Source organism: Galbibacter pacificus, assembly GCF_029603165.1.
Taxonomy (GTDB): Bacteria; Bacteroidota; Bacteroidia; order Flavobacteriales; family Flavobacteriaceae; genus Galbibacter; species Galbibacter pacificus.
In genome coordinates this window covers 430335-456198 of sequence record NZ_JAQSVC010000003.1, presented here as the reverse complement: position 1 = coordinate 456198, position 25864 = coordinate 430335, and the positions used below count along the sequence as shown (strand labels likewise).

At 39.2% G+C, this 25864-nt stretch carries 28 protein-coding genes; 17 read left to right on the top strand and 11 right to left on the bottom strand.

The features are described from left to right. The first annotated feature begins 10 nt into the window (after positions 1 to 10). From PSF86_RS10435 to PSF86_RS10415, 5 genes are all read left to right on the top strand, one after another. On the top strand, positions 11 to 1141 hold the full coding sequence (locus PSF86_RS10435; RefSeq protein ID WP_277900017.1) for an NAD(P)/FAD-dependent oxidoreductase: 1131 nt from the start codon (positions 11 to 13) through the stop codon (positions 1139 to 1141). Continuing rightward, on the top strand, positions 1134 to 1820 hold the full coding sequence (gene mtgA, locus PSF86_RS10430) for a monofunctional biosynthetic peptidoglycan transglycosylase (RefSeq protein ID WP_277900016.1): 687 nt from the start codon (positions 1134 to 1136) through the stop codon (positions 1818 to 1820). The genes PSF86_RS10435 and mtgA overlap by 8 nt, the downstream gene beginning before the upstream one ends. Before the next feature lie 15 nt (positions 1821 to 1835). Then, on the top strand, positions 1836 to 2300 hold the full coding sequence (locus tag PSF86_RS10425; protein WP_277900015.1) for a GreA/GreB family elongation factor: 465 nt from the start codon (positions 1836 to 1838) through the stop codon (positions 2298 to 2300). Positions 2301 to 2396: 96 nt separating this feature from the next. Beyond that, a complete protein-coding gene (locus PSF86_RS10420) occupies positions 2397 to 2948 on the top strand; it encodes a DUF5004 domain-containing protein (protein WP_277900014.1) in 552 nt (183 codons plus the stop codon). Positions 2949 to 3097: 149 nt separating this feature from the next. Beyond that, the gene (locus PSF86_RS10415; protein WP_277900013.1) at positions 3098 to 3925 is read left to right on the top strand and encodes a hypothetical protein; all 828 of its coding nucleotides are present in this window, start codon (positions 3098 to 3100) and stop codon (positions 3923 to 3925) included. Between the two features lie 7 nt (positions 3926 to 3932). Here PSF86_RS10415 and PSF86_RS10410 read toward each other — a convergent pair whose 3' ends face one another. From PSF86_RS10410 to PSF86_RS10395, 4 genes are all read right to left on the bottom strand, one after another. Further along, positions 3933 to 4886 (bottom strand): ABC transporter ATP-binding protein, encoded by a 954-nt coding sequence (locus PSF86_RS10410; protein WP_277900012.1) that lies wholly within the window; start codon positions 4884 to 4886, stop codon positions 3933 to 3935. 38 nt (positions 4887 to 4924) lie between these two features. Continuing rightward, positions 4925 to 5458, bottom strand: coding sequence for a DUF1697 domain-containing protein (locus PSF86_RS10405; protein ID WP_277900011.1), 534 nt, complete (start codon positions 5456 to 5458; stop codon positions 4925 to 4927). Between the two features lie 201 nt (positions 5459 to 5659). After that, entirely contained in the window at positions 5660 to 7210 is a 1551-nt protein-coding gene (locus PSF86_RS10400; protein ID WP_277900010.1) for a M20/M25/M40 family metallo-hydrolase, read from the bottom strand. 11 nt (positions 7211 to 7221) lie between these two features. Further along, a complete protein-coding gene (locus tag PSF86_RS10395; RefSeq protein WP_277900009.1) occupies positions 7222 to 9381 on the bottom strand; it encodes a prolyl oligopeptidase family serine peptidase in 2160 nt (719 codons plus the stop codon). Here PSF86_RS10395 and PSF86_RS10390 point away from each other — a divergent pair. Further along, a complete protein-coding gene (locus PSF86_RS10390) occupies positions 9380 to 9532 on the top strand; it encodes a hypothetical protein (RefSeq protein ID WP_277900008.1) in 153 nt (50 codons plus the stop codon). The two genes, PSF86_RS10395 and PSF86_RS10390, sit on opposite strands and share 2 nt — an antisense overlap. A gap of 21 nt (positions 9533 to 9553) precedes the next feature. On the opposite strand, the gene PSF86_RS10385 is transcribed toward PSF86_RS10390, so the two are convergent. The 4 genes from PSF86_RS10385 to PSF86_RS10370 all read right to left on the bottom strand — a co-directional run bounded on the left by PSF86_RS10385 (position 9554) and on the right by PSF86_RS10370 (position 13058). Next, positions 9554 to 10543 carry an aspartate-semialdehyde dehydrogenase gene (locus PSF86_RS10385; RefSeq protein WP_277900007.1) on the bottom strand — a complete coding sequence of 330 codons (990 nt, stop codon included), beginning with the start codon at positions 10541 to 10543 and terminating at the stop codon, positions 9554 to 9556. 203 nt (positions 10544 to 10746) lie between these two features. After that, the gene (mscL, locus tag PSF86_RS10380) at positions 10747 to 11169 is read right to left on the bottom strand and encodes a large-conductance mechanosensitive channel protein MscL (RefSeq protein ID WP_277900006.1); all 423 of its coding nucleotides are present in this window, start codon (positions 11167 to 11169) and stop codon (positions 10747 to 10749) included. Between the two features lie 133 nt (positions 11170 to 11302). After that, positions 11303 to 12409: an alanine racemase gene (gene alr, locus PSF86_RS10375; RefSeq protein ID WP_277900005.1), complete on the bottom strand. Its 1107-nt coding sequence runs from the start codon at positions 12407 to 12409 to the stop codon at positions 11303 to 11305. Then, positions 12375 to 13058 (bottom strand): thymidine kinase, encoded by a 684-nt coding sequence (locus PSF86_RS10370; RefSeq protein WP_277900004.1) that lies wholly within the window; start codon positions 13056 to 13058, stop codon positions 12375 to 12377. The genes alr and PSF86_RS10370 overlap by 35 nt, the downstream gene beginning before the upstream one ends. Before the next feature lie 310 nt (positions 13059 to 13368). Between PSF86_RS10370 and PSF86_RS10365 the strand changes: the two genes are divergently transcribed. The 11 genes from PSF86_RS10365 (at position 13369) to PSF86_RS10310 (ending at position 23058) form a co-directional block, all read left to right on the top strand. Next, positions 13369 to 14061: a DUF8457 domain-containing protein gene (locus PSF86_RS10365; RefSeq protein ID WP_277900003.1), complete on the top strand. Its 693-nt coding sequence runs from the start codon at positions 13369 to 13371 to the stop codon at positions 14059 to 14061. A 135-nt stretch (positions 14062 to 14196) separates the two neighbouring features. Then, positions 14197 to 14868 (top strand): 16S rRNA (cytidine(1402)-2'-O)-methyltransferase, encoded by a 672-nt coding sequence (gene rsmI, locus PSF86_RS10360; RefSeq protein WP_277900002.1) that lies wholly within the window; start codon positions 14197 to 14199, stop codon positions 14866 to 14868. Between the two features lie 12 nt (positions 14869 to 14880). Further along, a complete protein-coding gene (locus tag PSF86_RS10355) occupies positions 14881 to 15453 on the top strand; it encodes a uracil-DNA glycosylase family protein (protein WP_277900001.1) in 573 nt (190 codons plus the stop codon). Between the two features lie 59 nt (positions 15454 to 15512). After that, positions 15513 to 15938 (top strand): OsmC family protein, encoded by a 426-nt coding sequence (locus PSF86_RS10350; RefSeq protein ID WP_277900000.1) that lies wholly within the window; start codon positions 15513 to 15515, stop codon positions 15936 to 15938. A gap of 26 nt (positions 15939 to 15964) precedes the next feature. Further along, entirely contained in the window at positions 15965 to 17653 is a 1689-nt protein-coding gene (recJ, locus tag PSF86_RS10345; RefSeq protein WP_277899999.1) for a single-stranded-DNA-specific exonuclease RecJ, read from the top strand. Positions 17654 to 17937: 284 nt separating this feature from the next. Continuing rightward, positions 17938 to 18393 carry a peptide-methionine (R)-S-oxide reductase MsrB gene (gene msrB, locus PSF86_RS10340; protein ID WP_277899998.1) on the top strand — a complete coding sequence of 152 codons (456 nt, stop codon included), beginning with the start codon at positions 17938 to 17940 and terminating at the stop codon, positions 18391 to 18393. Next, positions 18386 to 18940: a peptide-methionine (S)-S-oxide reductase MsrA gene (msrA, locus tag PSF86_RS10335; protein WP_277899997.1), complete on the top strand. Its 555-nt coding sequence runs from the start codon at positions 18386 to 18388 to the stop codon at positions 18938 to 18940. Before msrB ends, msrA begins: the two co-directional genes overlap by 8 nt. Positions 18941 to 19009: 69 nt before the next feature. Next, complete coding sequence (locus PSF86_RS10330) at positions 19010 to 20587, top strand: protein adenylyltransferase SelO (protein WP_407933326.1); 1578 nt, start codon at positions 19010 to 19012, stop codon at positions 20585 to 20587. A gap of 17 nt (positions 20588 to 20604) precedes the next feature. Continuing rightward, positions 20605 to 21003: a DM13 domain-containing protein gene (locus PSF86_RS10325; protein WP_277899995.1), complete on the top strand. Its 399-nt coding sequence runs from the start codon at positions 20605 to 20607 to the stop codon at positions 21001 to 21003. A 326-nt stretch (positions 21004 to 21329) separates the two neighbouring features. Continuing rightward, positions 21330 to 21866 carry a peptide-methionine (S)-S-oxide reductase gene (locus PSF86_RS10315; protein ID WP_277899994.1) on the top strand — a complete coding sequence of 179 codons (537 nt, stop codon included), beginning with the start codon at positions 21330 to 21332 and terminating at the stop codon, positions 21864 to 21866. Then, on the top strand, positions 21841 to 23058 hold the full coding sequence (locus PSF86_RS10310) for a bifunctional alpha/beta hydrolase/OsmC family protein (protein WP_277899993.1): 1218 nt from the start codon (positions 21841 to 21843) through the stop codon (positions 23056 to 23058). Before PSF86_RS10315 ends, PSF86_RS10310 begins: the two co-directional genes overlap by 26 nt. On the opposite strand, the gene PSF86_RS10305 is transcribed toward PSF86_RS10310, so the two are convergent. From PSF86_RS10305 to PSF86_RS10295, 3 genes are all read right to left on the bottom strand, one after another. Further along, the gene (locus PSF86_RS10305; RefSeq protein ID WP_277899992.1) at positions 23055 to 24116 is read right to left on the bottom strand and encodes a transporter substrate-binding domain-containing protein; all 1062 of its coding nucleotides are present in this window, start codon (positions 24114 to 24116) and stop codon (positions 23055 to 23057) included. The genes PSF86_RS10310 and PSF86_RS10305 overlap by 4 nt on opposite strands. A 69-nt stretch (positions 24117 to 24185) precedes the next feature. Continuing rightward, a complete protein-coding gene (locus tag PSF86_RS10300; RefSeq protein WP_277899991.1) occupies positions 24186 to 25061 on the bottom strand; it encodes an alpha/beta fold hydrolase in 876 nt (291 codons plus the stop codon). Next, positions 25045 to 25809 carry a UDP-2,3-diacylglucosamine diphosphatase gene (locus PSF86_RS10295; RefSeq protein WP_277899990.1) on the bottom strand — a complete coding sequence of 255 codons (765 nt, stop codon included), beginning with the start codon at positions 25807 to 25809 and terminating at the stop codon, positions 25045 to 25047. Before PSF86_RS10295 ends, PSF86_RS10300 begins: the two co-directional genes overlap by 17 nt. Positions 25810 to 25864: the final 55 nt, after the last annotated feature.

The window sequence follows — 25864 nt, the reverse complement described above, 5'->3', positions numbered from 1 at the left end:
CCTTAGGGATATGTCATTTCAATTGTCATATTGGGAGCAGGAAACCTATTTTTCCAAGGTAGACTTTACAATAATCGGTGGTGGTATTGTAGGGCTCCATTGTGCTTTGTCGCTTCGCAAAAAATATCCAAAAAACAAAATCGTGGTTTTGGAGCGCGGGTTGCTTCCCAGAGGAGCCAGTACTAAAAATGCGGGATTTGCCTGTTTTGGAAGCATTTCAGAATTGCTGGACGATCTTAATACGCAAACCGAAGAAGCAATGGTGAGCCTGGTTGAAAAGCGGTACCTGGGATTGCAAAAACTTAAAAAAGGTCTTGGGAGCAAAGGTATCGGTTACAGGCACCATCGCGGATTTGAGTTGTTTCAAGAAGGCAACCCGGAGCTTTATGAGGCCTGTTTGGAAAACAGAAATCGGATTAATAACCTTTTATTCCCCTTGTTTAAAAAAGAAGTTTTCTCCGTTGAAAAGAATTCCTTTGGTTTTGCGGGAATCCAAGATTATTATATGGCAAATGCTTTTGAAGGGCAGATTGATACCGGGAAAATGATGTATGCACTTTATTCAAAATGCATTAAAGAAAAGATTAAAATTTTATATGGCACAGAAATGCTCGGTTATGATGATGCCGGTTCCCATGTTGAGGTACAAACCGACCTTACCAACTTCTATACCCAAAAATTGTGCCTGGCTACCAATGGCTTTCTCTCATTGAAAGAATTTGAGGACATACAACCGGCCCGTGCCCAAGTACTTATTACCAAACCGATAAAAAACCTTCATATAAAAGGGAGTTTTCATTTGGATAAAGGATATTATTATTTCAGGAACATACATAACCGCATTCTTCTGGGCGGCGGTAGAAATTTAGATTTTAAAAAAGAAGCAACCGCAGAATTTGGGACGACCGAAACAATTCAAAATAAGTTAAAAGAAATTCTAAAAACAGTTATCTTACCAAATACAGTCTCCGAAATAGATTATTCGTGGAGTGGTATTATGGGTGTTGGAAGTATAAAGAAACCTATTATAGAGGCACTTTCAAACAATATTTTTTGTGGGGTCCGTTTAGGGGGTATGGGTATAGCCATTGGCGCCCAAGTAGGCGAAGAATTGGCAAAAATAACTATAGAACATGTTTAAAAAATTACTGCGTTTTATTTTTAAGCTATTGGTTTGGTTTGTAATAATTAGCTTGGGGCTTGTACTCTTGTATAAATGGGTTCCGGTGCCAGTTACACCCCTTATGGTAATAAGAAGCATTCAACAAAAACAATCGGATAAAGCGATTGTATGGAAACATGAGTGGATTGCGTTGGATAAAATTTCCAAAAACCTGCAATTGGCGGTGATTTGTAGTGAGGACCAAAAATTTGTTTACCACAATGGTTTTGATGTTCAGGCAATCGAAAAGGTAATCAATAAAGCTTCCGATGGCGGAAAGCTTCGTGGTGCCAGCACCATAAGTCAGCAGACCGCTAAAAATGTATTTTTATGGCCGGGCCGTAGTTGGATACGTAAAGGATTTGAAGTGTATTTTACATTTTTAATAGAACAACTTTGGGGCAAGGAACATATTTTGGAGGTGTATTTAAACAGCATCGAAATGGGGAATGGTATTTATGGTGCCGAGGCCGCTTCTCAATATTGGTTTCATAAAAAAGCAGGGGGGCTGTCAAAATACGAAGCTGCTGCCATTGCGGCCATATTGCCAAACCCGTTAAAAATGAAAGCTGCGCCGGCATCAAACTATATTCAGCAAAGAAAAGAATGGATCGTGACTCAAATGGGTTATTATGGAGCTTTTTCGTTGCCGAAGTAAAACATAGTAATAATTATGGACGAAATTAAACAACAACTCATAAAAGAATGCCTTGCGCTTTTAAACAAGAGGATGTACCAAATACAGAAAAGCATCAAGAGTATTGAAGAATCTTTGGCCTCTGAGACAAAAAGCAGTGCGGGCGACAAGCATGAAACCGGCCGTGCCATGCTTCAGTTGGAACGTGAAAAAGCAGGATTTCGCTTAAAGGAAATTGAAGAAATGCTTCAAACATTTTCGCGTATCAATTTCAATAGAACTTCCGAAGAAAGTAATAAAAAGGTAATTATTGGGAGTTTGGTTAAAACAAGTGAACATACTTATTTTATTGCAGTTTCCTTAGGAGAAATAATCATAAACAATTTAAAAATCTATTGTATTTCACCACAGTCGCCAATTGGTAAATTACTTGTTGGAAAAACCAACAAAGACATTGTCTCTTTTCAATCTTCAAAGTTTACCATTCTGGAAATTTGGTAGCAACGCGTAATTTCTTATAAAAATTAACAAGTATGTACGCAACCTTTTTTCGTTTTTCGCTTCTATAGGTTGAATAACAAAACTTAATAGCAAAAAATGAAAAATCAAAAACTAATTGCAACAACGTTGTTTGTTGCCCTTATGGGTGTATTTGTAAGCTGTACGGACGACGATTCTGACAATTGTGTTCCGGATTATACGGGAGCTTTGTCTGAAGCTGAAACAGCATTTGTAGGAGAATGGAGATTGTCGGCCATAGAAGCCGATGAAGAAGTAGACCTCACCGATGATGACGAAGACAACCCAAGTACGGATATATTTGCACAACAAACCGCTTGCCAAAACGATCAGGTATACGAATATAATTCCGACAGGACTTTTACATACAGTGCAGGTCAAAACGAGGAAGATTGTGAAGGTGCCGGGTCTATTGCCGGAACATGGAAACTTGGAGGAGATACGTTGGGACTTGTTTACAACTGTTTTGAGGACATTCTAGCGTTGGATTTTGATGCACAAAGAACAAGCTATACGATTGATTCCAACGTGCGTATCGAAGATGTAGACGGAAAAGTAATCCAAACACAAATAACGCTTACTTATACCAAGGCCGGAGCAGAAGAGCCCGCACCAGAAGAAGAGAACTAATAAAAATTATAGTTAAGTTTTAGGTTGAAAAGCCGGGGCGTTGACTAAGGTCAGGCTCCGGCTTTTTTCATGAAATTTCTTACTTACATTGTAAGGGACGGGATATTTGTATATTTTTATAGTCTAAATACAGCCAAAAACAAAAAACAATGAAAAAAATAACGATTCTTCCGGGTTTACTATTATTATTTGCATTCTCCCCAATTACCACAAATGCCCAATTTTGGAAGAAGATCCAGGATAAGGTAGAAAAGAAGGCTGTGGACGTAACCGATGATATGTTAAATGGTTCAACCGATGAGGAAGAAAGTACTGCTCAGGGAAATGCTTCAAAAGGACAGGTGCCTTACGTGGAAGAAGTTTTTTCTTTCGTTCCGGGAAGTAATATATATTTTCAGGATAATTATGACAACGAAAACCTTGGTTCCATGCCCAGATATTGGAAAACCAATGGCACCGGATCTATTGTCGAAATACCGGGACTTCCCGGGAAATGGCTAAAACTGGGAGACCGGTCCAGTTTTAAGCTCGATACTTTATTGGCCATGCCCAAAGGAAAGTTTACCTTGGAGTTTGATATCGTTACAAGAAGCGATAAAGCTAAAGATATAGGCGGGATGAATTTTGGTTTCAGTAAAGACAATGCTGTCCGTTCATGGATATCCGATGCTTATAATGATAATTCCATAACATCAACAGAACTACATTTTTGGAACAGGGCCGTATCTAATAGCAGCAGTGATACAAAAGTCAGCAATACATTGGACTTTCCTTTGGATAACTATGGAAATGCTTTAATACACGTTTCCATTGCTGTAGATGGGGATCAAATGCGGTTGTATCTTGACAAGTCTAAATTGTTGGATGCCAAGATGTTCTTGAACAAACCGACAAAGTACTTTTATGTAAGTGCCCCACTTGATATGGATCAAGGAGCTCAACTATTTATAGGGAATTTAAAGATAGCCAATAATTAAAGATACCTTAGTTATTTTTTAAAATAGATAACGATATCTCTTTTTCTATAGGCAACGCTTTTGGATGGTTAAAATAAATAGTTTTCCTTTTTCTTTTAGCTTCAATTAAGTAATGTGAACCTTGAAAATAACAGGTTTTTACCTTCACCTTAAAAATAGATGTAGGTATAACTTTTAGCTCGTGGGGATATAGTAAAATTTTTTTTGTTGAAGAATCACCCTCGATAAGTTGGTTCATGGCAATTTCATTAACTTCGCCAAACAAAGAAGCCACATAGCGGTTTTTTGGCCTTTGGTAAAGCTCTTTTGGGTTATTAAAATCAACCTTTTTGCCTGCTTTTAAAACCATTGTTGCATTGGCATAAGCCAAGGAATCTGTATTGTCGTGTGTGGCCGTAATGCAAGTTATGTTTTGCGACTTTAAATACGTAAATAAATCACGTCTCAGTCGGTTTTTCTTAAAATTGTCAATATTGCTAAATGGCTCATCAAGAAGCAGTAATTCGGGTTTGTTGGCCAAGGCTTTTGCAATAGCTACGCGTTGTTGTTGCCCACCGCTTAACTCTGTGGGCTTGGTGTTGGCGTAGGCTGTCATGCCAACGACTTCCAATAATTCGGCGATGCGCTTTTTCTTTTTTCTCAAATAAAAGTTTGACAAGAATTTTCCCACGTTTTCTTCAACGGTAATAAAGGGCATCAAATCGTAATCCTGGGCAACATATTTTATAAAATCTTCCCCCGGCACAATATTGTAATTCGGACCCATAAGTTGCTTGTTGCCCCAATATAATGTTCCTTTTTCTAGATGATATAAACCATAAATTATTTTGAGCAATGTACTTTTTCCAGAACCACTTTCGCCAATAATGGATAGGTGTTCTCCTTTTTGAAGTTTAAAGCTGATATTTTTTAAGACGGGGGCCTCTTTATATTGAAAAGAAACGTTTTTTACTTCAAGCATTCCAGGAAAGTTTTTGGTAAAGATATTGATTATGAATTTTAAATCATATCCCGTAATTTAAGCATGGTTTTCCAGTTTCGTGTGGTAGCGCCAAGCTTTAATTTTTTCTCTATAAACGGATTGGAAATTTTTGCTTTTCCATAACCGTTATGGTAGCAAAAGTATAGGATATTATCGCGGTGCGTATATTCTTCATCATCAACACGGTATTCATTTAAGTTTTGTATGGATTCTGGTAGAGGAGTACCTTCTAAAAAGGTGCAGTACAATTTTTCAATAGGTTCGCCTTTTTTTAAAAAGGGATTGTTCTTTATAATAGCGGTAAATTTTTTTTCAGAAATAATAAAGCACTTGACATCAAACCCAAAATGGGCTGCAATGTGCTGTTCTATCTTTTGCTGAATTTTTGAAACGTCGCTTTCATCTGAAGAAAAAATAACATTCCCGCTTTGAATATAAGAAGCCACTTTTTGAAACCCGATTTTTTCCAATGTAGCCCTTAAATCGGCCATTTTTATTTTTCTATGTCCGCCTACATTTATCCCACGAAGTAACAATATATATGTTTTCATTTTTACCCTGTTTGACTTTTTTAATACAGAACCTGTTGATGGACTAAAAATACGAACAAAATAAACCCCTTAAAAAGAATCCAATTCATTTTAAGGGGTTTGTAATATTTTGAATCTTAAAATTCCTCGACGGCTTTACCTTGAGGTTTCCGCTTTATCTCTTTTTGGAGAGGTCGGAACCGTCTCTTTTTGGCAGGTTTGTTAGTCCAATCCACCTTTTCTGTTTGGTTCTCTTGCTTCTGGCCATTCGCGTGGCTTTCCTGTTTCGTCATCAATTGGTAAAACACTTTTTACATTGGATGTTTTTTGCGGATCTTCACAGGCCATATATGCTAAAATAGCGGTTAGAATGACATTGTTTTGCACATCGTCAAAAACAATTTTGTCGTAAGTGTCCAGATTGGTATGCCATGTATAATTCCAATAAGCCCAACTTAAGGAGCTTAAGGAAAATGCCGGAGCGCCTTCGGCCACAAACGAGGCATAATCTGATCCGCCTCTCGCGGGAGTACCGGGAAAGTGTGTTTCAATTTGTTTTGTGATGCTTTCGGGAACTGCATGTAGCCACCTTCCCAAATATTCATAAGAATTTAAAAACCCTTGCCCTGATAAATTTACTACGCGTCCCGTTCCATTATCTTGATTAAAAACGGCTTGTACGTTCGCAACAATTTTAGGATGGTCTTCTACAAAGGCCCTCGACCCGTTTAACCCTTGTTCTTCGCTTCCCCACAAACCAATAATAATAGTCCGTTTAGGGTTTGGGTATATTTTTTTAAGAATACGCGCAGTTTCCATCATGGTAATGGTTCCCGTACCATTATCGGTAGCACCCGTACCGCCATCCCAAGAATCGAAATGGGCAGATAGAATTACATATTCGTCGGGTTTTTCCATACCCTTGATGGTTGCAATGGTGTTGAAAGTGGGCACAGTGCCTAAATTTTTAGATTCGGCAACAATTTTAATTTCGGGTTTTTTACCGTGTTCCACCAAGCGGTAAAGCATTCCGTAGTCTTCCAGGGCCACATCGACCATAGGGATTTTTTTTGTTCCGGCGCTAAATATTTTGTTTGCCCCAAAGCCTTTGGACCAATACGATTGTACAATACCAACGGCGCCGGCTTTTTCCAGGGCCTCGGGCAACGTTCTGCGCGTATATCCGGTTTTACGCATATTGTCCCGCCATGCATCTTCAAGGGAGTCCCTGTTTTTTTTCATTTTTTCAAAAGATTCAGGGGTTGCAAATTCTTCCCAATTATCATCGGGTCTTCCGGTAGGTTGTTTCATGGAAACCATTACTATTTTTCCTTTTACTGAAGGAAGCCATTTCTGGAAGTCAATGGAATCTTTTACTTCGGGAAGGATGATCAATTCTGCCGTAACTCCTTTTTTAGAAGTGCTTGGGTTCCATGCCAACTGCATTCCTTGGATAGATTTTACGCGAGGGGAAACCATATCGATATGGGTTATGCCACGTTCCCAGCCTTTCCATTCACCCCATTGTTGGTTCTCGGCCGTGATATCCCAAGAGCTGTATTTTTTTACGGCCCAATCGTGTGCCTGTTGCATTTGTGGAGTGCCTACCAAACGCGGACCAATACCGTCCATGAGTTCGAAGGCAAGCTCCTTTAATTGAGAGTTTTCTGAGGCCTCTTTTACAATGGCATCTACAACTTCTTGTTGTGTTTGTGCTTGCGCTAAAGAAATAAAAGCCAGAAAGGCTGCCAAAAAGATTGTTTTATTTATCATATGTGTTGGGTTTAGTTTTTAAATTCTTTTAAAGCAGCTTGGTTTGGAAGTTCTTTATAACCCATATTGAAAAGGGTAAATCCAAAAATATCTGCATATTGATCGATGGTTTTGCTCACCGGGGTACCGGCACCATGCCCCGCATTGGTTTCAATACGGATAAGAACAGGGTTCTTGCCTTGTTGTTTTTCCTGTAATTCGGCAGCAAACTTAAAGCTATGTGCCGGTACTACACGGTCGTCGTGGTCTCCCGTTGTAATTAATGTGGCTGGATATCGTGTGTCTTTTTTTACATTGTGGACAGGGGAATAGCCTTTTAAGTAATTAAACATTTCTTTGCTGTCCTCTGCGGTGCCATAATCATAGGCCCATCCGGCCCCTGCGGTGAAAGTGTGGTAGCGGAGCATGTCCAAAACACCTACAGCCGGTAAGGCTACTTTCATTAGGTCTGGGCGTTGTGTCATAGTGGCACCCACTAAAAGCCCTCCATTAGAACCCCCACGAATGGCTAAATATTCGGAAGAGGTGTAATGTTGATCGATTAAATATTCGCCAGCGGCAATAAAATCGTCGAACACGTTTTGCTTATGGAGCTTTGTGCCGGCATCGTGCCATTTTTTTCCATATTCGCCACCGCCACGAAGGTTTGGTACAGCATAAATCCCACCTTGTTCCAGCCATACCGCCATTGCTGTACTGAACGAAGGTGTTAAACTAATGTTGAAACCTCCATAACCATAAAGAATGGTCGGGTTTTTCCCATTGAGTTCAATCCCTTTTTTGTAGGTTATGATCATGGGGATTTTTGTGCCGTCTTTTGAAGTGTAAAATACCTGTTCAGACTCATAATCGTTGCCATTGAAGTCGATCTTAGGTTTCCAATAAGCCTCAGATTCTCCCGTTTCCGGGTTAAATTTATAAATACTCCCCGGGGTATTGTAATTGGTAAATGAATAATAGAGTTCTTTGTCTTTTTTCTTGGCGCCAAAGCCACCAATGCTTCCCAGTCCCGGAAGTTCAATGTCCCGAACTAGTTCCCCTTTATAATTGTATTGTTTCACTTGAGAAACGGCATCAACCATATATTCGGCAAAAAAATATCCGCTTCCTGTATTTGGATTTAACACATATTCTGTTTCAGGGACAAAATCTTTCCAGTTTTCCGGGGTTGGAGCGGAGGCATCGACGGTTACGATTTTTTTATTGGGAGCGTCTAAATCGGTTAACAGGAACAATGTGGAACCTTTATTTTCTATAACATATGTATCGCTTTCCGTAGTTTCAATAATAGGTATTAAGGAAGCATTTTCCTTTGTTAAATCTTTTAAATAAAGTTTGTTCCCAGAGGTTGATATAGATGCGCTGATTATTAAATAGCGGTTGTCCTCGGTGACATTGCCCCCTACATAACGATGCTTTTGTTCTTCGGTTCCCCCAAAAATAAGTTTATCGTCCTTTTGCGGAGTGCCGAGTTTGTGGTAATAAAGCTTATGTTGATCGGTTTTTGCCGAAAGTTCGCTTCCTTTAGGTTTATCGTAACTGGAATAATAGAAGCCTTCATCTGCTTTCCACGAAATACCGCTAAATTTTACATCTGCAAGCGTATCTTCAATAATTTCCTTGGTTTCCGCATTTTTTACAATGATTTTTCGCCAGTCGCTACCACCTTCAGAAATGGAATAGGCAGCCAATTTTCCGCTTTTGGAGAAGCTTAAACCGCTAAGAGATGTGGTCCCGTCTGTAGAAAAAGTATTGGGATCAAGAAAAACTTCTTCTTTGTTATCGCCTGTTTTTTTTCGGTATACCACATATTGGTTTTGCAAGCCGTCGTTTTTGTAGTAATACATATAATCGCCTTCTTTAAAAGGTGCCGAGAGTTTTTCGTAGTTCCATAATTGCTCCAGTCGTTTTTTTAGCTGTTCCCTAAAAGGAATTCTTTCAAGATAGCCAAACGTTACTTCGTTTTCGGCTTTTACCCATGCGGCCGTTTCATCAGAGCGGTCGTCTTCAAGCCAACGATACGGGTCTTTTACTTCAGTTCCAAAATAAGAGTTTATGGTATCTACTTTTTTAGTAGCTGGATATTTCAAGGCGAGCTTTTTTTTAGGTTCTGTGGTATCACAAGAATTTAAAATCCCCGCAACTACCACAAAAGCGATTAATTGTTTCATGGGTTCAAATTTATTGTTTTTAAAGGTCAATATGGAATATGGCACTGAGCATTTAGGATATAGCCTACTTCATTCCATTGGATTGATTAAAATTAGCGGGGATAATTTAAAGAAAAAGCCCTTGACCATATCAGGAAAAGGGCTTTTTTAACATATTTTTACAGAATCTTCTTTATACAAGATTGTTTTTTACCAAATACTCAGCAATCTGAACTGCATTGGTGGCCGCACCTTTTCGAAGGTTATCGGCTACAATCCACATATTTAAGGTGTTGGGTTGTGATTCATCCCGTCTAATTCTTCCAACAAAAACCTCGTCTTTATCATGTGCATAAATGGGCATTGGGTAAGTATTGGTATCTGGATTGTCCTGAACCACGACCCCCGGGGTGTCGTTTAGCAACCTTCTAATGTCTGCCAAAGTAAAATCATTTTCAAACTGTACATTCACAGCTTCCGAATGTCCGCCAGATGTTGGAATACGAACGGCAGTAGCCGAAACTGCAAATGAGTGGTCGCCGAATATTTTTTGAGGCTCCCGTGCCAGTTTCATTTCTTCTTTGGTATATCCATTTTCTTCAAAAACATCGCAATGCGGCAAAGCATTTCTGTTGATCGGATATGGATAAGCCATTTCACCTTCCACGCCTGCAAGCTCATTTTCCAGCTGTTTAACGGCTTTAACACCTGTCCCTGAAATAGATTGATATGTAGAAACTACCACGCGCTTCATTTTATAGGCTTTGTGCAGTGGGGCCAAGGCCATTACCATTTGTATGGTGGAACAGTTTGGATTGGCAATGATTTTATCTTCCGGGGTTAATTCGTTGGCATTGATTTCCGGGACCACCAATTTTTTGGTGGGGTCCATGCGCCATGCCGAAGAGTTATCGATAACGGTTACACCGGCATCTGCAAATTTTGGTGCCCATTCCAAAGAAGTGCCACCACCAGCCGAAAAAATGGCAATATCCGGTTTTTCGGCCACCGCATCGGCCAAACCAATTACTTTATATGTTTGTCCTTTGAAGGATAATTCTTTACCTACAGATCTTTCTGATGCTACAACTAATAATTCGGTAATCGGGAAATTGCGTTCCGCTAAAACTTTAAGCATTACCTCGCCTACCATTCCGGTAGCCCCTACAACAGCTATTTTCATGTTTTATTTAATTATGATGTCTTCTACATTTTATTTGAAGACAAAAGTAGTTAATATTCACGGTTCTACCATCGGAAAAACAACAATTGTTTTAATCGTAACAAAATGTTATAATTATCGATTGAATTAAAAATAACCACGCTTTATGGGCGTGGCTTTAATTACTATTGCTTGTGCAGCGGTTTGCCCCGAAAAGGGGTATTTTATTTGGTATTTTGCTTTTTTAACTCGTCACGAATTTCAATTAACAATTCTTCGGTAGTTGGCCCGGCGGGTGCTGCAGGAACTTCTTCTTTTTTCTTTTTGGTTTTTTCATAGGCTTTCAGTACCACAAAGATACAAAAACCGATAATTATAAAATCTATAACCGTTTGTATAAAAAGGCCATAATTGATGGTAATGGCTTCCGAGACCATCTCTTCACCATTTAGGACAGCATCTTTCAATACAATTTTAAGTTCGGTAAATTTTACACCGCCGAGAAGCATCCCTATAGGCGGCATTAAAATATCTTTGGTCAAAGAAGTTACGATTTTTCCAAAGGCGCCACCAACGATAACAGCAGTGGCCAAGTTTACAATGTCACCTTTAAGCAAAAAGGCCTTAAAATCTTTAAAGAATCCCATATAAATTATTTTGTTGATTAGTCAATGACTAAATATATAAAAAAATACGATAAGTATTGAAAGAGTCAACAAGTGAAGCCATTTTTTGCTTCATAACTAGAAAAAATATAACAGCCTTATTATTTGGAGGTGCTCAATGTGTAATTATTTTGCGCCGTACCCGCTGGGAAATGCCCGCAATGAGTTCGTAAGATATGGTGCCTGCTGTTGCCGCAAATTCACCGGCGGTAGGACTTTTGCCAAAAACCAGCACTTCGTCGCCTTCCTTGCATTGCACTTCGGAAACGTCTACCATGAGCATGTCCATACACACATTACCAACTATGGGGCATTTATGGCCATGAATGGTTACATGTGCCTTGCCTTTTCCGTACTGGCGCCCTATTCCATCGGCGTGGCCCAATGGAATGGTGGCTGTTTTCATAGCCTTATCGGCAATATGCCCTTGATTGTACCCGATACTGTTACCAGGGGCAATATTGTGTATCTGTGAAATAACACTTTTTAAGCTGAGCACTGTTTTAAACAAAGCATCGTATTGTGCGTCGTTTCCAAAACCATACAGCCCGATACCGCTCCTGACCATATCAAACTGTGCACTAGTTGTATAATTTAATATTCCGGATGTATTTAACAAATGGTATAGGGGTTTATGCGAAAATTTCTCGGCCAAAGATGCTTTTATTTCTTTAAATGAAAGGATTTGCCGCATCGTGAAATCTTTTTCATTTAAATCTTCCGAAGCTCCCAAGTGAGAAAATACAGATGCTACATAAACGTTTTTTTGATGAAGAAGCTTCCCTGAAATAAGCGCTATGTCCATTTTAACAAATCCTAAACGGTTGAGGCCGGTGTTAAATTTAAGATGAATTGGATACTCTTTTTCGTTTTTGGCAGCCTCCAAAAAAACTTCCAAAACATTAAAGCTATATAAACTTGGTTCTAGTCTATAATTTATAATCTCGTTGAAATGAACTGGAAGCGGATGTAATACCAAAATAGGTTTGGTTATACCGGCATTTCGTAGTGCAATACCTTCGTCGGTGTAGGCAACTGCAAAATAATCTACACCTAGTTTTTCAAGAAAAATGGCAATTTTAGGGGCATCGCTTCCGTAGGCATAGGCTTTTACAACAGCCATGAATTTGGTAGTGGGTTTAATTTTGCCCTTTAATAAGTTGTAATTGTGTTTTATTGCCGGAAGGTTAATTTCCAGTGTGGTTTCCCTGGTGTGCGTCATCGTCATTTTTTTTAACCTTTTCTTTTAAAGAAATATCCTCAGGATCTTTAACGTCCATTTTATTTACTTTTTCGCGAAGCATGGCCTTAAAAAAAGCGGCCCTGCTCAAGGGCTCGTATTCTTCTGTTTCTCCCAGCAGTACCAATTTGTCGTTGGTGGATTTTCTAAAGCTGTAATTGGCAAGGTTTCCGGTACGGGTACAAATGGCATGTACTTTGGTAACGTATTCGGCAGTGGCCATTAATGCCGGCATTGGCCCAAACGGATTCCCCTTAAAGTCCATGTCCAGGCCCGCAACAACTACACGCACCCCTTTGTTGGCAAGGTCGTTGCATACCGAAACAATTTCATCATCAAAAAACTGGGCTTCGTCTATTCCCACAACATCACAGCCATCTGCCAAAAGACGGATGTTGGCCGCAGCAGGAACCGGAGTAGACCTAATCTCGTTGGCATCATGAGAAACTACCATTTCGTCGTCATAGCGCACATCTACCGCGGGCTTGAAAATTTCAACCTTTTGCCTTGCAAACTGGGCGCGTTTAAGCCTTCGGATCAATTCTTCCGTTTTACCGGAAAACATAGACCCGCAAATGACTTCTATCCAGCCAAATTGCTCTTTATGATTTACTGTATTTTCGAGAAACATTTTGTAATTTTCTAGGCGAAAAAGAAAAGAGATTTCTTTTTGAGAAAAAACTAAACAAACTTAAGCAAATAATTAAAGTCTAAATTTAAGAAAAGAGAAATAATATCAACAAATACAAAGTTTTTAATATACCGTCGATATTTCATTGTAATTGTTCATGTTGCGGTATTTAACAACCCATTATTTATGGCTTAAGAAGACTTTAAGTAAATAATTATTAAAAAATAACTATCTTATATGCATATTAAAATACAGGTTATAAAAAAATTGCTGTAAGAACAGAATAGTCTCAAAACACAAAAAAGCAGTCATGAAAAAGAAATTAGAAGCAGAGTTGATAAGCATAGCTCATCGAGTCTTGAAATTAAAGGGAAAGGAAGATCTGGCCACCATGCACACCGAAAGCAGGGAACTGTATGAAAAACTTACGTTGTTGAAGTTTGTCGAAGATAATTTTGGGGAAATCCAGCCAACAACCGGCAGGAACGAAGTAGCCGACAAGTTTGAGCAATTAGCCAATTCGGTGTTGAAAGGAAACTCGGACGTGCCCGAAAGCAATCCCAATGAAGATGCAATTATGACGCCCGTAATAGATACCATACGGGATATGGTTGAAGAAATGCCCGAAGAAGAAACCTTGGACGAAATTTTATCGGGAATATTGCCCGAGCCCACCTTTGTAAAAAGGGACATGGAGGTGGTAACACCAAAAATGTCCAGTGGAAATACCATAACGGTAGAAAAAAGGGCATCGTCGCTAAACAATCGGTTAAAAGCGGGCCTTTCTATTGGGCTGAATGATAAATTGGCATTTACCAAACACTTGTTCAACAATAGCGATGAAGATTATATCCGGGTGATATCTCAAATCAATACTATGGATTCTTACGAAGATGTCCATCAGTTTATTGTTGAAATGATAAAGCCGGATTACGATAATTGGGAAGGAAAAGAAGCTTATGAAAACAGGTTTTTAGAAATTATTGAAAAAAAGTTTTCTTAAAACACATATAAAGAGTTCAATGAACGAACCATTAGCAATTGGACGTCATTTTTGTCTGCAGCTTCGATTTAATAGGATTGTTAGAAAAAAATTCATAAAAATAAAACTTCCTTTACCTTTGCCATAAATGTTGTTATGTCAAAACTGTATATAGTACCAACGCCCATAGGTAACCTTGAAGATATTACCTTAAGGGCCATTCGGACATTAAAGGAAGCAGATCTTATTCTAGCCGAAGATACCCGGACAAGCGGAAAACTTTTAAAGCATTTGGGAATTTCTACACAAATGCACAGTCACCATATGCATAACGAGCACAAAACGGTCGAGGCCATTTCCGAACGGATATTGTCCGGAATAACAATTGCGCTCATCAGTGACGCCGGAACACCCGCCATCTCCGACCCCGGGTTTTTATTAACACGTACATGTATTGAAAAAGGAATAGAAGTAGACTGTCTGCCGGGAGCAACCGCTTTTGTGCCTGCATTGGTAAACAGTGGCCTGCCAAACGATAAATTTGTTTTTGAAGGTTTTTTGCCCGTAAAGAAAGGCCGGCAAACACGGCTAAAGATATTGGCCGAAGAACCCAGGAGCATGGTTTTTTATGAGTCCCCTCACAAATTGATAAAAACGTTGACCGATTTTGCTACATTTTTTGGCGGAGACAGGCAGATGTCCGTTTCCAGAGAACTTACAAAAATGCACGAAGAAACCATAAGGGGCACCGTTCACGAGTTGATAAATCATTTTAATACAAAAGCGCCAAAGGGTGAGTTTGTAATTGTAATAAGCGGAAAGTCCTAAAAATAATAAAATTTGAAAGAATTGCTAAAGGAAATAAAAAAATGTAACATATGTGCGGCACATTTACCTTTAGAACCGCGCCCTGTGCTACGTTTCAATAAAAACAGCAAAATACTTATTATTGGACAGGCACCGGGGACAAAGGCACATGAAAGCCAAACCGATTTTGACGACGCAAGCGGAAAAAAGTTACGCCAATGGCTAGGCATAGACGCTAAAACTTTTTACAATACCAATAACATAGCCGTGGTGCCAATGGGGTTTTGTTATCCCGGCAAAGGTAAAACCGGCGATTTGCCTCCAAGGCCCGAATGTATGCCGAAATGGCATCAAAAGATATTCGATCAATTAGCAGACCTTCAGCTTGTAATATTAATAGGTCAATATGCACAGAAAGCATATTTAAAGGGCAATAGTTATAAAAACCTTACAGAAACCGTGCGGAATTATCAGGAGTTCCTGCCGGCATTTTTTCCAATTCCGCATCCATCGCCCACAAACCGGTTTTGGATGGCCAAAAACAAATGGTTTGAAATAGAAGTTATTCCGATCTTACAAGAAAGGGTACAGGTAATTTTAGAATGAATAAAAGGACTTTCTGTTGAGGAATATGTATTTTTGACGATTCATATAAAAATATAAAAATGGCAAATACAAATACAGTCATAACAACCTGGAGAGAGAACATGCAATTTCATTCTACCAATCCAGCGGGCGAATTAATTATAGACGCTAGCCCAGAAGATGGCGGAAACGGAGATGGATTGCGGCCAAAAGCATTAATGCTATCGGCATTGGCAGGCTGTTCTGGATTGGACGTTGCTTCTATGATAAAGAAAATGAAACTGGAAGTAGAAGATTTTAAAATCGATATTACGGCCGAACTTACAGACGAGCACCCAAAATATTACCATAAAGTAAGCGTAGATTATCATTTTTACGGAAAATCCTTGGAAGAAAAGAAACTGCAAAGGGCGGTCGACCTTTCTGTAGAAAAATATTGTGGCGTCATGGAAATGTTTCGTCGCTTTGCCGAAATGACAATCAACACACATTATCACAATTCATAAATAACTAGCCCCTAACCCTACTGTTTATGACTCGCTGGACCGTAAAGGCAATGCCTTCAAAAGATGAAATTTCAAGACTATCCAAGGAGCTTGGCGTAAATGCTATTGTCAGTACATTGCTGTTACAGCGGGGAATTACCAATTATTCGGATGCCAAAAAGTTTTTCCGGCCTTCGTTAAACCACCTTCACGACCCTTTTCTGATGAAAGACATGAGAAAGGCCGTATTGCGGATTGAAAAGGCCATTGAAGAAGGCGAGAATATTTTGGTTTATGGCGATTATGATGTGGACGGAACTACGGCTGTTTCCTTAATGTCGTCTTATTTAAAAGAAAATTACTTTAATGTGGCCACCTATATTCCAGATAGGTATGATGAAGGATACGGGGTTTCGTTTCAGGGCATCGATTTTGCCGACGACAACGATTTTACGCTCATAATAGCATTGGATTGTGGCATTAAAGCAGTCGATAAAGTGGCATATGCCAAAGAAAAGGGCATCGATTTTATTATTTGCGATCACCACAGGCCGGGCGAGACCATTCCAGATGCAGTTGCTATTTTAGACCCAAAGCAAAACGATTGCCAATATCCTTATGATGAATTATGCGGCTGTGGGGTGGGGTTCAAGCTTATTCAGGCACTTGGCTTGCGCAAAGGGCAAACCACTGAAGACCTTGTTCCTTATCTGGACTTGGTGGCTACCGCAATAGGAGCCGATATAGTCCCTATTACCGGAGAAAATAGGGTTTTGGCCCATTTTGGGATGAAAGTTATAAACGAAATGCCCAGGCCGGGTATCAAGGCTATTACCAAACAATTAAAAAAAGAACTTACCATTACCGATGTTGTTTTTGTGGTTGCGCCGCGCATCAATGCGGCCGGAAGGATGAAACATGGCCAGCATGCAGTGCAATTGCTGGTCGAAAAAGATTTTAATACTGCTGTTCAGTTTGCAGAAGAAGTAGAAAATTTTAATGCCGACCGAAAAAACCTGGACCAACAAATTACCCAGCAAGCATTATTGCAGATACAGGAGAATAAAGAAGAAAAGAACTATACTTCGGTGGTGTTTGATGAAACCTGGCACAAAGGCGTTATAGGTATTGTAGCTTCAAGGCTTATCGAAACTTATTACAGGCCGACACTGGTTTTTACCAAAAGTGGCGAAAAACTCGCTGCATCGGCAAGGTCGGTCAAAGGGTTCGATGTTTACAATGCCATTGAAGCCTGTGAAGACTGCCTGGAGCAATTTGGAGGGCATAAATATGCGGCAGGGCTTACGTTAAAACCCGAACAGTACAAACTGTTTAAGGCTAAATTTGAAAAAGTGGTTTCGGAAACAATCGATTTACAATTGTTAACGCCCGAACTCATTATCGATGCCGAAATCGACCTGAATGATATTACGCCTAAATTTTACCGCATCCTTAAACAATTTGCTCCATTTGGCCCCGGAAATATGGCTCTCGTTTTTTTAACTCAAGGACTACAGGATAACGGTTATGGAAAATGCGTGGGACAAGACCAAATACATTTAAAACTAAATGTATCACAGGGAAACAGCAATACATTTGGGGCCATTGGCTTTGGACTTGGGAATAAAATTGAAAAAACAATCCATAAAAAAACCTTCGATGCAGTTTATGCAATCGATGAAAATGAATGGAACGGTACCGTTTCCCTTCAATTAAAGTTGAAGGATATAAAATAGTATGACATACTTCGCTGCAAATAGTTTCTTTTTTTAACCAACTAAATTCAAGAGGTCTATATAATTTTCATTACATTGAAAAAAACAGTTGAGCAATGATATCCGTTTTGCCGTAAGAAATTTAAACCAAAAACGACTATTATACTGTTTTAATCGGAACTCGTTTTAATTCTTTTGATTAAAGTGAAAAATCAGTCATTTTACCCAACCGCTTGAACAATGTTAAACGGGCAGGTTAAAAAGCTTAAACGGGTTCTTCAACAAAAAAAGAAAGGAAAAACACTATGTTAACTTGGAAAGAAGTAATAAATTTTTCGGTAAAAGGTAATCCTAAACCAGATAAACGTGTTGAAAAAACCGATGCCGAATGGAAAGAATTGCTCACGCCCGAACAGTACAGGATTACACGGTTAAAAGGAACCGAAATGGCGCATTCGGGTGCTTTGTGCACTATTTACGATGCAGGAAAATACAATTGTATTTGTTGCGGCACCCCATTGTTCGACGCTACCATTAAGTACGATTCCAGTTCGGGATGGCCCAGTTTTACCCAGCCTATTAAAGAAAATGCCATTAAGTACGAAAAAGACGCTTCTTTTGGCATGGTAAGGGTTGAGGTAATGTGCAATACCTGCGATGCGCATTTAGGGCATGTTTTTCCGGATGGTCCGGAACCAAGCGGTTTGCGTTATTGCATAAATTCTGAATCAATAAAATTAGAAAGGACAGAAAATGAATAATAAACATGAAGTAGCCACTATTGGCGGCGGTTGTTTTTGGTGTATCGAGGCTGTTTTTCAAGAAGTAGCAGGCATAGAAAAAGTAGTATCCGGCTATGCAGGGGGAACGGCTCCCGGGAAACCTACATACAGAGAGGTGTGCTCTGGCTTAACAGGCCATGCAGAGGTCGTTCAAATTACATTCAATCCTGAAATAATTTCGTATAAAGAACTGCTAATAATATTTATGACGAGCCACGACCCTACAACCATGAATAGGCAAGGGGCCGATGTAGGTTCTCAATACCGTTCGGTTATTTATTATCACGATGAAAAACAAAAAACAATAGCCGAAAAAGTTGCAGAACAAATAGAACCTTATTATGAAGACCCAATTGTTACTGAAATAAGTCCATTAGGAACTTTTTATGAAGCAGAAGATTATCATCAGGATTATTACAGAAACAATCAATCGCAGGGATATTGTAGTGCGGTAATTACACCAAAATTGGCAAAACTTAGAAAAATGCATGCCGGCAAATTAAAAAAAACGGCTTCATCTAAATAATGACAGCAACAATTTAATAAATACATATAAACAGAATAAGAACAAGATTAAAACGTTATTACAACACATATTTTGAGTAAGTTAAGGCTAAACATACAAGACACGTTTAACAAAGAACTTCCTGCCGACCCAATTACAGAGAATTATACACGGCAGGTAAAGGGAGCCTGTTTTAGTTATGTAAAACCGAAAACAACCTCAAAACCATCGTTGATTCATGTTTCCGAGGAGATGTTGCGGGAACTTGGGCTAACTCCCGAAGATGCTAAAACCGATGATTTCCTCAATGTTTTTACCGGAAAAAAAGTACTGCCAAACACCAAGCCATACGCCATGTGTTATGGTGGTCACCAATTTGGTAATTGGGCAGGACAATTGGGCGATGGCCGCGCCATTAACCTGGCAGAAGTTGTACATCAGGATAAACGTTGGGCATTGCAATTAAAAGGAGCGGGAGAAACACCCTATTCTCGTTCGGCCGATGGTTTGGCAGTATTGCGCTCATCTATTAGGGAATATTTGTGCAGTGAGGCCATGTTCCATTTAGGGGTGCCAACAACAAGGGCACTTTCACTGGCCTTAACAGGCGACAATGTTCTAAGGGACATGATGTACAACGGCAACCCGGAATTCGAAAAAGGGGCCGTATTGTGCCGTGTTGCGCCAACTTTTATTCGTTTTGGAAACTTCGAGATACATGCTGCAAGGGAAGACCATGCAACATTGAAGAAACTGGCAGATTATACCATAAAGCATTTTTATTCCCACTTGGGGGAACCTTCAAAAGAAACCTATGTAAAACTATTCAAGGAAATTGCCCGTAAAACATTGGAAACCATAATTCATTGGCAACGGGTCGGTTTTGTCCATGGCGTGCTCAATACCGATAATATGTCTGTTTTAGGGCTCACCATTGATTATGGCCCCTATGGCTGGCTGGAAGGTTTCGATTTTGGATGGACGCCCAATACCACCGATGCCACCCATAAAAGATACCGTTTTGGAAATCAGCCTAATATTGGCCTTTGGAACCTGTACCAATTAGCAAATGCATTGTATCCGCTTATTAACGAAACAAAAGGGTTGGAAGACGCCCTTAATGCCTATAAGGAAGATTTTGAAGTCAAGTCCTTGGAAATGATGCGCAAAAAGCTTGGGTTATTTACTTCTGAAGAAAAAGAAGATACAACTTTAACAATGCAACTTGAAGAGCTGTTGGAAAACAATGAGATAGATATGACCCTGTTTTTTAGAAATTTAAGTACATTTAAAAAACAAAACCCAGAAAAAGGAGCCAAATTAATTGAAGAAGCCTTTTATTTTCCTGCGGAACTTGAGGGCGATGTATTGAAGAAATGGAATGCCTGGTTTGAACTGTATGCAATTAGGCTAAAAAACGAAAAGCTAAACGATGAGGAACGAAAAAAGAAAATGAACACAATAAACCCCAAATACGTTTTAAGAAACTATATGGCCCAACTTGCAATAGATGCAGCCAATAATGGCGATTATAGCCTTGTTGATGAGTTGTATAATTTGTTAAAGCGCCCATATGACGAACAACCGGAACACGAAAAATGGTTTGTAAAACGCCCAGACTGGGCACGCCATAAAATAGGTTGTTCCATGTTGTCTTGTAGCTCTTAACCCAAAAAAGCAAACCGATGAAAACTACTGTATTTACTTTTTTACTGTTTACCTTAATTGCATCCAGTGCATATACCCAAAACGGAAACCAATGGGTAGAAAAAGTATATAACGTAAAAGGAAACTGGTCTATTACAGAAAAAAATGGACAGCATTATTTTAGGCTTGGAAGTAATTTTAATACACTGGCGGGGCCCAACCTAAAATTGTACCTATCGCCTTTAAAAATGAGCGAAATTAAAAACCGCGAAGCAATAGATAAAGAGGGCGGTGTGCTTATAGCAGAATTAAAATCTAATAAAGGGAGCCAGCAATACAAATTGCCCGAAGACATAAATTTAACCGATTATAAATCGATTGTGATTCACTGCCAGCAATTTGCAGTGGTTTGGGGCGGTGTAGATATAGAAAAATAGCTTCCGTAAGCTTTTACCTAAAAAATAAAGCGGTTTAACCTTAACCATCAAGCTGATAAGATGCTATTGAATAAAATCAAACAAATTCCAATAGGATATTCGGAAGTGGAATATTTGAATAAAAAATATGGGGTTTCCCGAACCGATTTCAACAATGGGAAAAGTATAAAAATATATGCAGAAGAATTGGGAGGCAACAATTTTATAAGTTTAATTAAATTATTAGATCACTGCTCCTTCAGAAAGCCTTAAGCCTTGTGAAATGCCTGAAGCAAAAGTGACCGATTTTTTGAAGCGTTACAAATTAAAATGATAAAGCATATACCATGACAAAAATTGCTTTTGGGGGAAGTTGCCATTGGTGCATGGAAGCCATTTATCAATCGTTGATTGGCGTGGTGAAAGTAGAACAGGGGTTTGTAGCTTCAAAAGAAGCCCCGAGCACATTTTATGAAACGGTAATTGTTTATTTCAATCCGGAACAAATACCGCTAAAGGCGCTTGTAGAAATTCATCTTAAAACACACAAAAGTACAGTTAACCACAGTAAAAGGAACAAGTATGTTTCTGCAGTCTATGCTTTTTCAGTTGAACAGCAACATAAAATAAGGGTCTTGCTGGAAGCATTTCAAAATAATTCTTCAGAAAAAATAATAACGAAAGCTTCTTTATTCAACACCTTTAAGCCTTCCGAAGAGATGTTTTATAATTATTATTATTCCAACCCGGAAAAACCGTTTTGTAAAACCTACATCGACCCAAAGTTAAAAAAGCTTTTGGTCAACTATGAACAGTTTACAAATAAAAAGTTGCAAAGCCTTGTAAATAAAAACAATAATGAAAAGTCCATCATTCAGAATTAAAAATAGCAAGGGCTACGAATTGAACGCCTATTTGGAGTTGCCGGCCAACCAAAAGCCTAATTATTATGCCATATTTGCACATTGTTTTACGTGCAACAGCAATTTAACCGCTGTAAAAAATGTAAGCAGGTCATTGACAAACCACGGGTTTGGCGTAGTTCGTTTTGATTTTACCGGATTGGGGCAAAGCGAAGGAGCATTTACAGAGAGTTCCTTTTCTGCAAATATTGAAGACCTTATGGTGGTAAACAATTATATGACCAGGCATTACCAAGCGCCTTCCATGCTGATTGGGCATTCATTGGGCGGGACTGCGGTTCTCGTGGCAGCATCGCGATTGGATAATATCAAGGCTGTGGCCACCATTGGTGCTCCGGCCTCCGTAATGCATGCAAAAAACCTGTTTTCGCACCAACTTGAAGAGATTCAAGACAAAGGACAAGCTGAAGTAAATATTGGGGGCAGGCCATTTAAAATAGACCAGGATTTTATAAAGGGTTTTGATGGCATGGACCTTCCCGCGGTCATTAAATCGCTTCGAAGGCCATTGTTAATAATGCACGCCCCTTTCGATAAGGTTGTGGGGGTAGCTAATGCCGAAGAAATATATATGAGCGCCATGCACCCTAAAAGTTTTGTGAGTTTAGACGGTGCCGACCATTTGTTAACGGATAAAAGGGACAGCGAATATGCCGGAAATGTAATTGGTTGTTGGGTACAACGGTATTTTGATGTTCATCAGAACAGTATGCTCGATAGAAATGGAGAACAGTTGGTAGCCCATTTAAACCTAAAGGAAGACAATTTTACCACCAATATGCAAACCCGAACCCACGCCTTTCTGGCCGATGAGCCCAAAAGTGTGGGGGGTGACGATTTTGGCCCTGCCCCATACGATTTTTTAAGTGCGGCCTTGGCCTCGTGTACGGCCATGACCTTAAAACTATATGCCGAAAGAAAAAAATGGGACCTCCAGGAAGTTTTTGTATACATAACATATGCCAAGAAGCACAGCGAGGATTTAATGATAAAAGGAGACAGGTCGGGCAGAATGGATCATCTTTCAAAAAAAATAAAACTCATTGGAAACCTGGACGAAACCCAAAAAGCCAGGTTAAAGGAGATCTCTTCAAAATGCCCCGTGCACAAAACATTGCTGAACGACATTGTAATAGAAACTGATATGGTTTAATCCTTATTGATCCATTCTTTTATGATTTTTTTGATTTCCCCACTTTCTTTAAGCCTTAAAATTTCAATATCGATTTGTTTTTTTAGGACATTGGCTTCGGGAAAGGCCAGCCCGTAATGTTGGGGTAAAATTTCTTTTTTGCTTAGCAGGAATTCTTCTTTATCACCTTTGTCAAAAATATGTTCAAGCGGAACAACGTCATAGACCAAAGCATCGACATTTCCATCCATTAGTTTATCGTACCCTTCTTGAACGTTATTAACCACAATGGTTTCGCCCCCAACAATATGTATGTTGTCTATTAACTTTGGATTGGATGGTACGGCAACCTTTTTATTTTCCAAATGGGTAAGCGAGGAAATTGTCTTTCCTTCCTTGGAAGTAATGGAAAGCGTGGTTGCAATTCCGGCCACAAAGGAGGTGGCCATAATCAACGATATAATCATCCAACTTCCTATTATAAACCTCCCTAATACCGTTTTAGGGGCATAATCGCCATAACCAACGGTGGTCATGGTTACAATAGCCAGCCAAATACCGTTTCCTATTCCCTTAACGATGCTTTTTCCATATTCTTCGGCCATATATTTCCCTTCGGCAAACCAAAAGAGCACCCCGACAATTGTAAGTACAAACAGCAATCCTAGCACGGCGAATAAAAAAGTTTTACTAAAAAAGGGCTGGATACGCTCCCAGAGGGTTAAATCCAGAACGGGGGCCAAAATGGCCATTTCTGTATCAAAATACGGTTGAGAGAAGGTAACCTGCTCTGCACGCTCGGCATTGATGGTAGTTGGGCCAATAAAAACATCGACAGCATTGTTTTTTACGGCATTCAAGCCAGAATCAATGTTTTTATATGGGTATAGTTTATACTTCAGGTTCTCGTTAAATGCTAATTCACGCCATAGATCGACAATAATTCCCGTTGGCGAATCATCCGAGTATACAAACGGTTCAGATCCTCCATAACCCACACGGACAATACTGTCATTACTATTTTGAGAAAATAAACTTACGGAAAAAGTTAAAAATAACAGTACAAATGAGAATCGCATAGCTTCTTATGATTTTTTCAAATGTATAAAAATCATTTTATGGAGAAAAATATCTTAATTATTCTATAATTAAAGATGGATTAGCGAATCTATTTCCCTGACAATTAGCTGTTGCTTCGTCCATGGGATAAAGTGATTTTCTTCCGGAAGGGAAATGGTTCTTACAGGGGCATTTTTAAATTGCTCTTTGGCATATGTCATATTTTCATAAGAGGCCAACATATCTTTTTTACCGTGTATAATTACCGTTGGTACTTGTAGGTTTTTCCATTGCGGTTCTATTAACCGTAGTGCTGCCTCATGTGTATATTTTTCATCAGCAGAGACTACAAAAGCGGGCGGGACCAACCATCTTGTAGCCCGCCACCTGGCCAGATTGCCTATCCAAAAATAGATTTCTTTATCGGGGGCTATTGCCGGGGAAAGCATAACCAGTCCTTTTATGTCTTTGTTTTTTAAAGTAGCATAAGCTGCAACAGGAGCACCATAAGAATGCCCGACCAAAATTACATTTTTTAAATGCAGGGAATCAATAAGTTCGCTAACGGCCATGGCCTGTTTTATTATTGATGGATGCGCCTTCCCAAAATCGGAATACCCATAACCCGGACGGTCGAAAGTTACTATTTCTGCATTTTTAAGAAGTGTCGGGTCTTTTAGGTAATTATAAAAAGCATCGGCCGACCCCGGGGCGCCATGTACAAATAATACCGTGTTTTTTTTCTTTTCTGAAGTTTCTATGGCCCGTATGGAGCAATTTGTGGCCTTGACGTTAAAATATTTTATGGAAACGGGCACATGGGCCTTTTTAAAAATTTTAAGCGTTTGTTTGTCTGAAGTTCTAAATTGAAGGAAAAATTGAAGAAAAACACATATAATGCAGAGCACCAAAAAGAAAAGGAACCATTTCTTTTTATAAAAGCGCTTTTTATTGTACGTCTTCATATTTTAAAAGTTGCATCTCATTTCCATCAAAAACGGCATAGGTGTAATAAGAAATCCAATCACCTAAATTAAAATATTTGCTATTGTTTGCTAAAGTTATTTCCAAAGGAAGGTGCCTGTGCCCAAAAACAAAATAATTGCGGTGTCTATTTTCAAGCTTTCGCTTGCAGTATTGTACAAGCCATTCATTTTCTTCCCCTAAAAACTTAATATCTTCATCGCCGGAAATCAATTTGTTTTTTACCGACAGATATTGTGCTAGTTTTACTCCCAAATCAGGATGGAGCCACCTAAAAAACCATTTTGCCACAGGATTGGTAAATACTTTTTTCATCCGTTTGTAACCTTTATCTCCCGGCCCCAGGCCATCTCCGTGGCCGATAAGAAAGGTTTTGTTGTTAAAGGTATATTCTTGTGGTTTATGGTATACGGGGATATGGAGTTCTTCTTCAAAATAACCGTTCATCCACAAATCGTGATTTCCTACAAAATAATAAACCGGAATACCGGCATCGGTAATTTCTGCCAGTTTCCCCAAGGTTCTTGTAAACCCTTTGGGAACAACGCTTTTGTATTCAAACCAGAAGTCGAACAAATCCCCTAATAAAAAAATGGCGGCTGCATCTTCTTTTACATGGTCGAGCCACGCCACAAATTTTTTTTCACGAACCAAACTTTCTTTATGGTCTGGTGCCCCTAAATGATTGTCGGAAGCAAAATATATTTTTTTACCCTCGGGAATGTTCATCAATTTTGTTTAAAGGTGTAAAGATAAAATAAATAGTTTTCAGAACGATGATCAT

Coding starts and splice junctions, on each gene's coding strand:
- msrA (WP_277899997.1), top strand. CDS start 18,386: ATGAATAATAAACATGAAGTAGCCACTATTGGCGGCGGTTGTTTTTGG.
- PSF86_RS10315 (WP_277899994.1), top strand. CDS start 21,330: ATGACAAAAATTGCTTTTGGGGGAAGTTGCCATTGGTGCATGGAAGCC.
- PSF86_RS10310 (WP_277899993.1), top strand. CDS start 21,841: ATGAAAAGTCCATCATTCAGAATTAAAAATAGCAAGGGCTACGAATTG.
- PSF86_RS10350 (WP_277900000.1), top strand. CDS start 15,513: ATGGCAAATACAAATACAGTCATAACAACCTGGAGAGAGAACATGCAA.
- PSF86_RS10295 (WP_277899990.1), bottom strand. CDS start 25,809: ATGAACATTCCCGAGGGTAAAAAAATATATTTTGCTTCCGACAATCAT.
- PSF86_RS10390 (WP_277900008.1), top strand. CDS start 9,380: ATGGGTTCAAATTTATTGTTTTTAAAGGTCAATATGGAATATGGCACT.
- recJ (WP_277899999.1), top strand. CDS start 15,965: ATGACTCGCTGGACCGTAAAGGCAATGCCTTCAAAAGATGAAATTTCA.
- PSF86_RS10400 (WP_277900010.1), bottom strand. CDS start 7,210: ATGATAAATAAAACAATCTTTTTGGCAGCCTTTCTGGCTTTTATTTCT.
- mscL (WP_277900006.1), bottom strand. CDS start 11,169: ATGGGATTCTTTAAAGATTTTAAGGCCTTTTTGCTTAAAGGTGACATT.
- msrB (WP_277899998.1), top strand. CDS start 17,938: ATGTTAACTTGGAAAGAAGTAATAAATTTTTCGGTAAAAGGTAATCCT.
- PSF86_RS10385 (WP_277900007.1), bottom strand. CDS start 10,543: ATGAAAATAGCTGTTGTAGGGGCTACCGGAATGGTAGGCGAGGTAATG.
- PSF86_RS10420 (WP_277900014.1), top strand. CDS start 2,397: ATGAAAAATCAAAAACTAATTGCAACAACGTTGTTTGTTGCCCTTATG.
- mtgA (WP_277900016.1), top strand. CDS start 1,134: ATGTTTAAAAAATTACTGCGTTTTATTTTTAAGCTATTGGTTTGGTTT.
- PSF86_RS10370 (WP_277900004.1), bottom strand. CDS start 13,058: ATGTTTCTCGAAAATACAGTAAATCATAAAGAGCAATTTGGCTGGATA.
- PSF86_RS10425 (WP_277900015.1), top strand. CDS start 1,836: ATGGACGAAATTAAACAACAACTCATAAAAGAATGCCTTGCGCTTTTA.
- rsmI (WP_277900002.1), top strand. CDS start 14,197: ATGTCAAAACTGTATATAGTACCAACGCCCATAGGTAACCTTGAAGAT.
- PSF86_RS10405 (WP_277900011.1), bottom strand. CDS start 5,458: ATGAAAACATATATATTGTTACTTCGTGGGATAAATGTAGGCGGACAT.
- PSF86_RS10300 (WP_277899991.1), bottom strand. CDS start 25,061: ATGAAGACGTACAATAAAAAGCGCTTTTATAAAAAGAAATGGTTCCTT.
- PSF86_RS10410 (WP_277900012.1), bottom strand. CDS start 4,886: ATGCTTGAAGTAAAAAACGTTTCTTTTCAATATAAAGAGGCCCCCGTC.
- PSF86_RS10435 (WP_277900017.1), top strand. CDS start 11: ATGTCATTTCAATTGTCATATTGGGAGCAGGAAACCTATTTTTCCAAG.
- PSF86_RS10415 (WP_277900013.1), top strand. CDS start 3,098: ATGAAAAAAATAACGATTCTTCCGGGTTTACTATTATTATTTGCATTC.
- PSF86_RS10325 (WP_277899995.1), top strand. CDS start 20,605: ATGAAAACTACTGTATTTACTTTTTTACTGTTTACCTTAATTGCATCC.
- alr (WP_277900005.1), bottom strand. CDS start 12,409: ATGACGCACACCAGGGAAACCACACTGGAAATTAACCTTCCGGCAATA.
- PSF86_RS10395 (WP_277900009.1), bottom strand. CDS start 9,381: ATGAAACAATTAATCGCTTTTGTGGTAGTTGCGGGGATTTTAAATTCT.
- PSF86_RS10305 (WP_277899992.1), bottom strand. CDS start 24,116: ATGCGATTCTCATTTGTACTGTTATTTTTAACTTTTTCCGTAAGTTTA.
- PSF86_RS10365 (WP_277900003.1), top strand. CDS start 13,369: ATGAAAAAGAAATTAGAAGCAGAGTTGATAAGCATAGCTCATCGAGTC.